Origin of the sequence: Maribacter litoralis (assembly GCF_003075045.1) — a bacterium.
GTDB lineage: Bacteria > Bacteroidota > Bacteroidia > Flavobacteriales > Flavobacteriaceae > Maribacter > Maribacter litoralis.
Genome location: NZ_QCZD01000002.1, coordinates 492,452 through 505,053 on the forward strand (window position 1 = coordinate 492,452; position 12,602 = coordinate 505,053).

The following is a 12,602-nucleotide window of genomic DNA, read 5'->3' on the forward strand; positions in this document are numbered from 1 at the left end:
TCATGAAATCAAATGCTCACAACTATCTATTAAAATTAAATAATAAAGACATGGCTAAAAGATTTAAAATCAATTATTTGAGAACATTGGTAAACATGTCTTTATTACTCCTTTTACTTACGGCTGCATGCGGTCAGTCGAGTGAAAAGTTAAAAGATGATGCAACCAGTACTACCGAAATCAAGGCAGAAGTTATGAAACCCGAAATTGATATTCAAGCTGCAATACTATCCGATAATTTAGAAGCTGTTAAACAGCATATTTCGGCAGGAACAGATTTGAACAAAAAAGACCCTATGACCGGGGCCACGCCACTAATCACAGCAGCTAGCTTTGGAAAGAATAAAATTGCTCAAGCCCTTATTGATGCCGGTGCGGATTTATCGGCTAAAAATAACGATGGTGCAACAGCTTTGCATACGGCCGCATTCTTTTGTAGAGTCGAAGTCGTACAGTCACTTATTGATGCCAAAGCCGATAAGACCGCTAAAAACAACTTTGGTATGACACCAAGGGAAAGTGTAATAGGGCCATTTGGAGAAATAAAACCCATTTATGAAATGCTACAGCAACAATTAGGGCCGATAGGTTTGAAAATTGAGTTGACCGAAATCGAAAAAACCCGTCCGGTCATAGCAATGATGTTGCAATAAACGATTTTAAAATTAAACATGATGAAAACGGAAAGAAGATACGACATTGATTGGCTAAGGGTCATAGCAATAGGCTTGCTACTCATCTATCACATAGCCATCATATTCCAGCCTTGGGCCATGTTCATTGGTTTTATCAAGAGCGATGAATCCCTAGAGAGCCTATGGAAACCAATGACCATGCTCAACGTCTGGCGAATTCCGTTGTTATTTTATGTCTCCGGAATGGGGCTTTATTTCGCTATGCGTAAACGAAATTGGAGGCAATTACTTTTAGAGCGCACAAAGCGGATTCTCTTGCCTTTCCTATTTGGTATCGTTGTCATTACCACCCTGCACATGTTTATTTTTCAGGAATACTATAACATGCCTTTGGGGTATTTCCCCCATCAAGGTCATTTATGGTTCTTGGGAAATATCTTTGTGTACATACTCTTGCTCTTGCCTTTTTTTTACTACTTAAAAAATAATGGAAACGGTAAAATTAAAAGAGTGTTATTGTGGCTAATGAGCCATCCTGGTGGGCCTTTATTGGTATCCCTATTTTTTGTCTTAGAGGTTCTGTTGGTAAAGCCCTCGCTGTTTGCATTATACGCCCAGACTTGGCATGGCTTTGTTAATGGATTTTTGGCCTTCTTTTTCGGCTTTCTTTTCGTGTACAGTGGTAAAACATTCTGGCGGACCGTTTTAAAATGGCGCTGGTTATATATTGGTTTGGCCGTCGTGCTGTTCGGTATAAGATATTTTAATTACGCGACGGAAGCACCCGGTCATCTTACGGCTATCGAATCCAATTGTTGGATTTTCGGCGTTTTTGGCCTCGGATATAAGTACTTGAACAAACCAAGTAAAATCCTGAGTTATTTGAGCCAAGCAGCGTATCCTGTTTATATTATACACATGTTTGTTTTGTACGCAGGGGCTATGTTCATATTGCCATTGGAAATACCTATCTTATTGAAATTCGTAGGTATTGTAGCTTTTACAGTTTTAGCCTGCTATCTCATTTATGAATTTATGATTAAAAGGATAGGATTCTTAAAGCCATTATTTGGACTTAAATGGAAATCCAATAATGCAAAAAAGCTCATGAAAATGTATAATCTAAAAATTAAGGACTCTTCAAATTAGTTCCAATTTAAAAAACCGAACGATTGGTCACACTTTTTAAGATACTTTCATGTTGCTTTTTTGATAGTCTTGAAAGTTGAAATGTAACAAGCCTAGGTTTATTAAGTCTTCTTTAAAAATATTAAAATGTCGAAAAAATTAAGCCATCTAAAACAAGTCTTGAAAACAATACTGTTGTTTTTGGGAATTTTAACCTTGCTAAGTGCTGTTTGCTACTATGCAATACTGAGATTGAATCCGACAAGTATCTATGTCGGAGCTTTGATGATGTGCCCTACACTTTCGGCCTTCATTACATTGAAGCTAATGAAAAGACCGATTTCAAGTCTTTCTTGGGGTCTGAAAAGTTTGAAAAATTTACGCCTATCGTATTTGATTCCGGTAACCTACATTATGATTTCTTATATATTAATCTGGGTTATCGGTTTTGGAGATGTGATCAATCAGGAAACTATCACCGAGTGGTCGCAAGAATTAGGCATGGAAGGTTTCAGTAGTACTATTATACTATTGACTATGATTGTTCTCTTATCTATTGTTGGTGTTGTAAAGAACATTGGTTCGACATTGGGCGAGGAAATAGGATGGCGGGGATTCTTCATCTACGAACTTCGGAAACTATTTTCCTTTGGCACTGTTTCTATAATTAGTGGCCTAATTTGGGCGATATGGCATTGGCCAATTATCTTTTTGATATACAAGGGAAGTGGAAACCTGTTGCTACACATTACAGCTTTTACCGTAATGATAGTTGCAATTTCGGTCATTTTGGCCTACTATACTTTTAAATCCAACAGCTTGTGGCCTGCGGCCCTATTTCATTCCGTACACAATATATTCATACAGAAGATTTTCACGCCGTTGACGATAACAAATGACCGCACTACTTTTTGGATAGATGAATACGGACTCATGCTACCGATAATTACGACGCTATTTGCCATCTATTTTTGGCGAAAGGCAAAAGTTGAGAACCTATAGGTTTTAAGACAATAATATGAAACAGACAACCGTATTATGGCAAAGAAACAATCAAAACGAATACTCAAAATCATATTAATTATGGCAAGTATCAGCTCACTATTCTTTGTACCATGGATTTTGCTAAGATTACTGTTAACACCATTACCTGATACGGTTCAAGAACAGGTCAATGATGCTATTGGATACGGATTGAACGGCATGATTGTTTATGTAGACCAAGCTGGTAAGCCACCTCAATTTTATGCCGCTGGTTGGCAGGATCGAAAGAATAAAATTCCTGCCAACCCAAAAGCTTTATTCCGGATTGCCAGCATTAGCAAGTTGTATGTTGCTGTTGCCGTAGCAAAATTAGTTAATGACAATCAGTTGTCTTTAGACAAAACGCTCACTGATTATATGCCGGAACTAGTGGGACGAATTGAAAATGCGGATAAAATCACCTTGAGAATGATGGTGCAACATCGGAGTGGTATTCCGAATTACACCGACTCTCCAGATTTTTGGATAAACGACTATTCGAAAAATACCAAAGAATCGCTCGATTTGGTCCTCGATACTCCTGCCGATTTTAAACCGGATAAAAAATATAGGTACTCAAATACCAATTATCTGTTGATTGGCGATATTTTGGATAAAACATTGGGATATAGTCATCACCAATTTATTAAAAAAGAAATTTTAATGCCCCTCGGGCTCAACCATACCTACAGTTTGCTAAGTGATGTGAATTTAGACGATGTAATGAGCGGATATGCCGTGGATTATGAGCCAGACCTAAAGCCTAATGATTTTGTAAGCCCTGCCGGCTCCATGGTGGCTACAGCACAGGACGTGGGTATATTCTTGAGGGCGTTGAACGACGGCTCATTGCTAAATGATAAGGAACAAGATATCTATTCGTCAATCTATGTATATGAACATACTGGATTATTACCAGGTTACAGCAGTATTGCCAAATATCACAAAGATATTGATGCTGTGGTTGTTCAATTTGTAAATACCAGTGGCGGATACTCTTGGAACGTCTCAGAAAAAATTAATAATAGAATTGTAAAAATCCTGAAAAGGAGAAAGTAACCAATACCTTAAAATTAATATACTTGATAAAAAAAACAGATACTATGGAAACAAATGCATCAAACAATACCCCCAAGCTCATGAAAACTAAATCTCATCCTTTTTGGCGCTGGTTCTGGCTCACTTTCCTTGTTGTTTCTCTTTGGTATGCATGGTATTCATTCTATGTGCCTTCAAATGATATGGTTTGGAATGATGACATGGTGTCTGCTCAAAAGCTTGCTGACAGTTCTGACAAAAATATAATGTTATTTTTTACCGGGGAATGGTGTTCGCCTTGTCGCATTATGAAGCGTGAAATTTTTGGAGACAAATAAGCTATGAATGCCATTAATGCGAAAGATATACCCGTTGAGATTAATATTGATGACCCTAATGATAAAGAACTCGCAAAGCACTATAACATTGGCGCTACCCCAACTACAGTTTTTATTGATTCTGAAGGAAATGTAATTGATTACGCTGTAGGAAAGGTTGGGAGAACAAAATTCCTTGAAATACTTAAAAATTTGAATTTGCCTTAATTCTAAGTAAGGTAGAAGCGCCTGATATAAAAAACGACATTATACATCTTGTAAATTACAAAAGACTAAAGACATTTCGCTTCCAAAAGCAGCCATAATAAAATTGGGTGATACTTTAGACGAAAGTTATGCAAATATCTTTTGGTTTAATGCTCAGATTATTGAAACGTTTAGGCTAAAACTAACTAGGATTCCTTCACAACGGTTAACCTAATAATAGTTTATTGACATTTGATTTATAAGTCTGTCCTATGGGAACTTTATGATCTCCAATGTAAATTCTGTTGCCTTCTACACTACGTATATGCTTTTTTGCAACTGCAAAAGACTTATGAACTTGAAGAAAATCATTGTCTGAAAATAATTGTATCGTATCCGATATTTTTTCTCGAATGCTGATGATTCCATCAGTAGTAACAACTTTGGTATAGTTTCCAGAAGCTTCAATAAATAGTATGGAATCTATAGCTACCTGAACATGACTATTATTTTGCTTTAAAAAAATATGCTTTCCTTCAGGCTTTATATTCTGCTGCCTTCCCATACTTATTGTACTAATGGTCGAAGACGTTACTTTATTAATAGCACTCAAAAAACGTTCTAAACTAAATGGTTTTAACAGGTAATCTACAACGTTTAATTCGTAGCCTTCAATTGCGAATTCACTATAGGCGGTCGTGACAATAACTTTAGGAGGTGATGATAAGGTTCTTAAAAATTCAAATCCTTTTAACTTGGGCATATTTATATCTAAAAAGATTAATTCAACTTGATGTGTATTCAAATACTCAAGCGCTTCCAAAGCACTATAACAGTTTTTCTGCAACTTCATATGTGGAAGCATTTCACAATATTCCATGATAATCTTATGGGCTATATGTTCATCATCTATGATTAGATATCTCATTATTTTAATTTTAGAGATAGTTTAACTGTATAACTAGTTGTGTTTACGTCAAAAGAAAGAGCATGCTTATTGGAGTAAACTAGCTCTAATCTTCTCTTTAAGTTTTTTAAACCAATACCTTCTGTATTGGGTGCTTGTTGTAATTCAAAATTATTTTCAATTATGAAATTTACGTTATTATCCTTTTCGGTTAAGTTAATATGGATATACGCGTCTTTTTCTAAATTTTCCAAGCCATGCTTAAAAGCATTCTCTACTAGAATAATAAATAGTAAAGGCATAATTTTAGCTTGCGGATTCTCAATTTCAGAATTAAATTGAACATCAGACTTTTTATGATAGCGTATTCCTTGAAGTTCAATATAGTTCTTTAAGTAATCTAATTCTTGTTTGAGGCTAACCCGATCTTTTTGGCCCTCATAAATACTATATCGCATCATATCAGAAAGTTTTAGTACCATTTCCCTTTCCTTAGAATCTTTTTCCATTAATCCGTACAAATTGTTGAGCGTATTGAAGAAGAAATGTGGGTTTACCTGACTTTTTAAATGCAGTAATTCTGTTTTTTCTTTTTCATTCTTTAATCGAATAATTGATTTGATCTGTTTAAAAACCCAGTGGGCAATTGTAACGATCAAGAAAATAAAGTACAATACAACAAACTCAGCAAACCCTTCTAATTTACCAAAAGTGTCATTAAAGATTACAATGACTAAACCTATAATTACAAGGGATATATTATAAACCCTGTTTATAATTTTCTTTTTTCTATCTGAAATTTTCAACTTCATAGGTCAAGATTAATTAAATAAAATTCCTCCTACAAATTAGTTGACAAACAATAGATACACAGGGATAAACACCTACTTAGTTGGGATAAAGTACGTTTGTACCCTTCTTAAGGTGTTGTATCACGCCTAACATCAGATGTGTCACTTTTTGTTTTTTACAATTAAGGCCCACTATAAGTTTGCCTCAATCAATCGAAAAACGAACAATATGGAACTTAGAATTGACAATCTATCAAAAACGTATTCAAACGGGATTAAAGCTTTACAAAACATTTCACTAGATATACCAACAGGCATGTTTGGTCTATTAGGCTCAAATGGTGCTGGCAAGTCTACGTTAATGCGAACTATTGCAACACTGCAAGAAGCCGATGCTGGTTCCATTGTTCTTGGAGACATCGATGTATTGAAACAAAAAAATGAATTGCGGCAGGTATTAGGTTATTTGCCGCAACAATTTGGCTTGTACCCAAAAATATCGGCCGAGGTGTTACTTAATCATTTTGCAGTGCTTAAAGGCATCACTAATAAAATTGAACGCAAAGAATTAGTGAAAGTGCTTTTGTATAAAACCAATTTATATGACGTACGACAACAAAACCTTAAAGGATTTTCTGGCGGAATGAAGCAACGTTTTGGTATTGCACAAGCCTTACTTAACAATCCGAAGTTACTTATTGTAGATGAACCCACTGCAGGATTGGATCCCGTAGAACGCAATCGATTTTACAACGTTCTAAGCGAGCTTGGGGAACATACCGTGGTTATTTTATCCACACACATTGTTGACGATGTCAAAGAGCTCTGCACAAATATGGCCATTATTAATCAAGGACAAGTATGCTTAAAAGGGCAGCCGTTGCAAATACTAGAAGGTCTAAAGGATAAAGTCTATAAAAAAACAATCGAGAAATCAGAATTGAACCTATATAAAGAAAATTATCAGGTCATCAGTGAACGATTATTTCTTGGGAAACCAACCATTCATATCGTAAGTGATACAAATCCAGGAGACGGTTTTTCGCTTATTAATGCCGAATTAGAGGACGTCTATTTTTCGGAAATATTCAATACTACTAACCTTAAATCTCATTAATTATGTGGTACCAAATTTTTAAGTTCGAAATACAATATCGTGTTAAAAGGCCAGATACGTATGTGTTCTTCCTTTTTCTATTTCTATTTTCAATTGTTGGTGTTGACTTTATTTTTCAAGGTTCAGAAATGGGTCTTATGAAAAAAAACTCACCCATAGTGATTGCAAAAACAATGGGAGCCATTACCGGTATATTTATGATTTTAGCCTCAATGATAATGGGCGTCTCTGTACTAAGGGATTTTGAATACAATATAGAATCATTGCTATTTTCTGCACCAATCAACAAAAGAGATTATTTACTAGGTCGATTTTTAGGATCGTTTGCAGTTTTGCTATTTGTATTTGCAGGTATTTTATTTGGCATGATGCTAAGCGAATTTATGCCATGGCATAATCCAGAAGATCTATTAGGGTTTAATGCCATTATTTATATAAAGACATTTTTAATGGTAACGTTACCAACGTTATTTTTTGGAGCTTCGTTATTTTTTGTTACAGGTGCTTTAAGCAGAAACCTGGTGGTAGTCTATACACAAGGTATTATTTTATTTGTGGTTTTTATGCTAACCAAAGCTATCACTAATGAATTTTGGCAAGCCATTCTAGATCCATTTTCGCTAACAACAACCACTTTTGCGACAAAGTCTTGGTCAGCTTTAGAAAAAAGCACACAAGAACTTCCTTTTATTGGAGCATTGCTATATAACAAACTGTTTTGGGTTTCTCTAGGAATACTTGCGCTAATCTATGGGTATAAAAAATTCAATTTTAATGTTGTTAAAGAAAAGCAATCAAAGAGAAAGCAAGTTGAAAAATTAGTTGGTAAAAGCACTAGTGTTGTTAGTGGTATAGAAATTCCTGAAGCTACAAAGCAATATGGATTACTTTCAAAATGGAATCAATTAAAACAATTTTCTTGGTTTTACTTTATCAGTATTTGCAAGCAAGCATCATTTTGGGGAATTGTTATTTGTGGGATGATTATCATTCTTATTAATTCCGTAAACCTTGGAACTGTGTATGGTGTGGATAGCTATCCAGCAACCTATTTTATTGTTGAAGAACTCAAAGAAACATCTATTTATTTCTTCATAATAATTTTAGTGTTTTATTCAGGTGAATTGGTATGGAAAGAGCGAGGTGCTAAATTAGATTTGATCTATGACGCAACACCAATATCTAGTTTTATCAAACTAATTGGTAAATACATTGGATTAAACGTAGTGTATGTAGTATTAATGCTCGCACTAATTGGTTCAGGTATTCTATTTCAAACATTAAGTGGGTATTACAAATATGAATTCCAAGTCTATTTTTATGGTTTCTTCTTAGAGATTTTACCGTTTTTAGCACTGTATACATGCATTGCATTTTTTATTCAATCTGTGGTAAACCATAAATTTGTAGGCATCATGTTGGTGATTATATTTTTTATAGCCAATGTTGCTTTAGGTTTATTCGGGTTTGATCACGATTTATATTTTTTCGGAGGAAGTGCTTTAGGAACGTATTCTGATATGAATGGTTATGGTCATTTTTTAAAACCCTATCTGTTAATTAAATCATATTGGTTTCTCTTCGGAATACTATTACTAATTATTGGGTCTTTAGTAAATGTAAGAGGTACTGAAACCAATTTGATGCAACGCATAAGAGCTAGCAAAAATAGATTGAGCAAGCCGCTTTTTAAAGTTGGTTCTATGGTCTTTTTAGTATTTATACTCATGGGAAGTTTAATCTTTTACAATACGAATATTTTAAACACTTATTGGACCAATACTAAAGCAACTGAATTTAGAGTAGGTTATGAAAAGGAACTCAAACAGTTTGAATATATACCACAGCCCAAAATAGTAGGTGTGAATTTAAAAGTGGTATTGTATCCTGTATCAAGAGATTATACTGCGGAAGGGTATTATATATTAAAAAACACCAACGCGCAACCCATTAATGAGATTCATATTCAGAAACTAATCGAAGAGAATATCACATTAGATGCTGTCACTTTTGATGGAGGCGCAACAGAAAATAATACATACGCTTCCTACGATTATACCATCTATCAGTTGCATAGCCCTTTGAATCCTGGAGATTCAATTAAAATGAACTTTAAGCAGTCATTCACTACGAATGGATTTGAAGCAGGTAATTCAAATGTTAATATTGTTGAAAATGGAACATTCTTTAACAATAAAGACTTACCAACATTAGGCTATAACAGAAAATATGAGCTAAGTGATAGCAAAGAACGTTCAGAATATAATTTACCTGAAAGAATAAATAGAGCTAATAGAAATGACGTGAAAGAATTAATGAATGCAAGATCTGGTAGTGATTCTGATGGTATTCATTTTGAAATGGTCATAGGAACAGAGATTGACCAAACAGCTTTAGTTCCTGGGAATTTATTGAGGGAGTGGACAGAAAATAATCGTAATTATTTTCATTATAAAATGGAAATTCCAATGATTGATTTTTACTCAATTGTTTCAGCAAGGTATGACATAAAAAAAGACAAATGGATTTCAAAATCTGATGCTTTTTCGAAACAAGTAGATCTGGAAATTTACTATCATAAAGGTCATGAGTATAACATAGATAGAATGATGACGGCTATGAAAGCCTCATTAGATTACTATAGCACGAGTTTCAGTCCGTATCAATATGAACAGTTACGTATAATGGAGTTTCCGCGTTATGCGCAATTTGCACAATCATTTCCGGGCACTATTCCATTCTCAGAATCTATAGGTTTTGTTTTAGATATTGATGATGAAACCGATGTAGATATGGCATTTTATGTAACTGCACACGAAATTGCCCACCAATGGTTTGCTATGCAAGTAGAAGCCGCAAATGTAAAAGGGCAATACTTTATTTTGGAAACGCTTTCTCAATATGCAGCCATGATGGTTTTAAAAGCGCACTATCCAAAAGAAAAGGTTCAGCAATTTTTAGAGTTACAATTAGAGAAATATGAAGAAGGCAAACTCAGAGAATCTGGAGCAGAACCAACTTTAGCTTTAGTAGATAATCAAGACTATATTTATTATGCCAAAGGTGTCATTAACATGTATCAATTTCAAAAGGCAATAGGCGAGGAGCAGGTCAATACATCTATAAGACGCTTTTTGGAAGATTGGAATACTACAAACGGTAAGCTAAAAATGAATACCAATCGCTATGCCACCAGTCAAGACTTGTTGGGCTATTTTAGAGCGGTTACACCAGATTCGTTACAGTATGTAATAGTTGATCTATTTGAAAGTGTTAAGCCTTTAGAATTGTAATGTCTTACTAGGTTACGGAATTAAGATTGAACATCTTATAAAATTAGAGTTTATTACGAGGGCCATGAATACCGAACTAAATAAGTAACTAGCAATGAATATGCCGAAGCGGAAGATCAGGTTATTACAGTTTATAAAAATAGTAATGACCTGAGTTAACAATAATTATACGTCTCAATCCGGATTGCTATCGGGGGGAGAGTAATAGACATGGGAGGAAACTTTATTTCGATTTACGTTTAAACCTTCAATCGTGCGTCTATGTATTTTTCCTTTCCGTATTTAAAATCAATGTGTTTCTTTGTAAATGAATGAATAGCAATACAAAAACACTCAAAAATAATACTACAAAGGCTCTTTATTGGAAGTGCCAATTATTAGGATGGTGTACGGTTTCAGTCTATTGGGCATACACGGTTTACACTAGGGATGACTATGGGGTATTTTACACTTTCTGTAATTATGTTTTGGATGTAGGCATCGGAATTTTCCTGACCCATATGTACAGAACATATGCTTTAAAGGCCAATTGGAGTCAATTACCCATCCAAAGGCTGCTTATTCGAGTAATTACCAGTATACTTTTATTGGCTTTTTTATATGTGCTTTTGAACAATTTAAAGTGGTATGGTTACTGGACCTTGATCGCAGAACAAGATAAGGATATATGGGTATCGCTTCTTTATTGGGACCCGATATTACTTACCGGTTTAAGGTTAATGTCTATCTGGATTTTAGCGTATCATCTGTATCACTATTATCAAAAAGAAGTTGTAACTGCAAGAGAATATGCTCAACTTTCCTTAGTGGCAAAACAAGCACAATTAGATAATTTATCGGCTCAACTAAACCCACATTTTTTATTTAATTCTTTAAATTCAATAAAGTCCTTAATTGTTGAGAACCCTAATGTAGCTAGACGTGGGATAGACCTATTGTCCGACTTATTACGTTCCTCATTATATGAAAAAGAAAAAGACCTAATTTCAATAAAAAACGAATTAGCTTTAGTAAATGATTATATAGAGCTGGAAAAACTTCGTTTTGAAGAACGATTGACCATTGATATCACCATTGATAAAACGTTAGCCCATTTTAAAATTCCCACTTTGAGCATCCAATTGTTGATAGAAAATGCTATTAAACATGGAATTGACAAAGTTATTGAAGGTGGGCTAATAACTTTGAAAATTGGTAAGAACGGAGATCAAGTCTATATACAAGTTCAAAATCCAGGAAAATTAACTGATACTAAATCTGCAAAAGGTTTAGGTTTAATGAACTTAAAGAAGCGCCTGGAGCTTCAATATAATAAAGAGGCTTCTTTTACTTTAGAAGAAATAGCTAATAATGTAGTGCAAGCGACTATACTAGTACCCTATAAAACAGATGAAAACATATAAAGCGGTTATTATCGATGATGAACGTTTAGCGCGAGAAGAGGTAAAACGTGCTTTAAAAAAATATCCAGAATTTATAGTGGTTGGTGAGGCAAACAATGTGGATGCGGCCATAAAATTAATAGCGGACGTAGATCCAGACCTATTATTTTTGGACATACATATGCCTGAAAAGTCAGGATTTGATTTATTAGAAGAATTAACCACCGTTCCAGAAGTTGTTTTTACCACTGCATTTGACCAATACGCTGTAAAAGCTTTCGAATTAAACGCATTAGACTATTTAGTTAAACCCTTACGGGAAGAACGTTTTGCAAAAACCATAGAAAAAGTAAAGCAGGAGTTGGCAGAGAAGGCAAAGGTGTCACAAGATGTTTTGCCCATGCACAAAAAGATATTTATTAAAGACGGCGAATCGTGTTACTTCATTCCAATCTCTGATATCTACTATATTGAATCGATGGATAATTATGCGCGCCTATATTTTGGTGGTAAAAGGGCTATGATCAAACGTTCATTAAATCTACTTGAAAAAAAGTTAGATACCACCGTGTTTTTTAGAGCCAATAGGAGTCAAATTATCAACACACATTTTATTAAAGAAATTCACCCGCATTTTAATAATAAGCTACACATCATCTTGATTTCTGGTGAAAAGATTGAAGTTTCAAGCCGACAGTCTGTTAAGTTTAAAAACTGGAATAGCTTATAATTGATTGGTTTGTAAATTAATTTTACGCTTATTT

The 12,602-nt window shown here is 34.5% G+C and carries 12 protein-coding genes; 10 read left to right on the plus strand and 2 right to left on the minus strand.

Annotation, left to right across the window (positions count from 1 at the left end; all coding sequences use genetic code 11):
- Positions 1–2 precede the first annotated feature (2 nt).
- From DCS95_RS09400 to DCS95_RS20520, 6 genes are all read left to right on the plus strand, one after another.
- A complete protein-coding gene (locus tag DCS95_RS09400; protein ID WP_244178430.1) occupies positions 3–653 on the plus strand; it encodes an ankyrin repeat domain-containing protein in 651 nt (216 codons plus the stop codon).
- 21 nt (positions 654–674) lie between these two features.
- Positions 675–1,784 (plus strand): acyltransferase family protein, encoded by a 1,110-nt coding sequence (locus DCS95_RS09405; protein WP_116770929.1) that lies wholly within the window; start codon positions 675–677, stop codon positions 1,782–1,784.
- A gap of 126 nt (positions 1,785–1,910) precedes the next feature.
- A complete protein-coding gene (locus tag DCS95_RS09410; RefSeq protein ID WP_116770528.1) occupies positions 1,911–2,765 on the plus strand; it encodes a CPBP family intramembrane glutamic endopeptidase in 855 nt (284 codons plus the stop codon).
- A gap of 36 nt (positions 2,766–2,801) precedes the next feature.
- Positions 2,802–3,845: a serine hydrolase domain-containing protein gene (locus tag DCS95_RS09415; RefSeq protein ID WP_116770529.1), complete on the plus strand. Its 1,044-nt coding sequence runs from the start codon at positions 2,802–2,804 to the stop codon at positions 3,843–3,845.
- A gap of 44 nt (positions 3,846–3,889) precedes the next feature.
- The gene (locus DCS95_RS20515; protein ID WP_244178431.1) at positions 3,890–4,162 is read left to right on the plus strand and encodes a hypothetical protein; all 273 of its coding nucleotides are present in this window, start codon (positions 3,890–3,892) and stop codon (positions 4,160–4,162) included.
- A gap of 3 nt (positions 4,163–4,165) precedes the next feature.
- Positions 4,166–4,369: a TlpA family protein disulfide reductase gene (locus tag DCS95_RS20520; RefSeq protein WP_244178432.1), complete on the plus strand. Its 204-nt coding sequence runs from the start codon at positions 4,166–4,168 to the stop codon at positions 4,367–4,369.
- Positions 4,370–4,574: 205 nt separating this feature from the next.
- On the opposite strand, the gene DCS95_RS09425 is transcribed toward DCS95_RS20520, so the two are convergent.
- Positions 4,575–5,276, minus strand: a complete 702-nt coding sequence (locus DCS95_RS09425) for a LytR/AlgR family response regulator transcription factor (protein WP_341865184.1) — start codon at positions 5,274–5,276, stop codon at positions 4,575–4,577.
- On the minus strand, positions 5,276–6,067 hold the full coding sequence (locus DCS95_RS09430) for a sensor histidine kinase (RefSeq protein WP_116770531.1): 792 nt from the start codon (positions 6,065–6,067) through the stop codon (positions 5,276–5,278). The genes DCS95_RS09425 and DCS95_RS09430 overlap by 1 nt, the downstream gene beginning before the upstream one ends.
- Positions 6,068–6,275: 208 nt before the next feature.
- Here DCS95_RS09430 and DCS95_RS09435 point away from each other — a divergent pair, with 208 nt between their 5' ends.
- The 4 genes from DCS95_RS09435 (at position 6,276) to DCS95_RS09450 (ending at position 12,568) form a co-directional block, all read left to right on the plus strand.
- Positions 6,276–7,163: an ABC transporter ATP-binding protein gene (locus DCS95_RS09435; protein ID WP_116770532.1), complete on the plus strand. Its 888-nt coding sequence runs from the start codon at positions 6,276–6,278 to the stop codon at positions 7,161–7,163.
- Between the two features lie 137 nt (positions 7,164–7,300).
- Positions 7,301–10,456 (plus strand): ABC transporter permease/M1 family aminopeptidase, encoded by a 3,156-nt coding sequence (locus DCS95_RS09440; protein ID WP_244178433.1) that lies wholly within the window; start codon positions 7,301–7,303, stop codon positions 10,454–10,456.
- A gap of 311 nt (positions 10,457–10,767) precedes the next feature.
- A complete protein-coding gene (locus DCS95_RS09445) occupies positions 10,768–11,859 on the plus strand; it encodes a sensor histidine kinase (RefSeq protein ID WP_116770534.1) in 1,092 nt (363 codons plus the stop codon).
- Positions 11,846–12,568: a LytR/AlgR family response regulator transcription factor gene (locus tag DCS95_RS09450; RefSeq protein ID WP_116770535.1), complete on the plus strand. Its 723-nt coding sequence runs from the start codon at positions 11,846–11,848 to the stop codon at positions 12,566–12,568. Before DCS95_RS09445 ends, DCS95_RS09450 begins: the two co-directional genes overlap by 14 nt.
- Positions 12,569–12,602 lie beyond the last annotated feature (34 nt).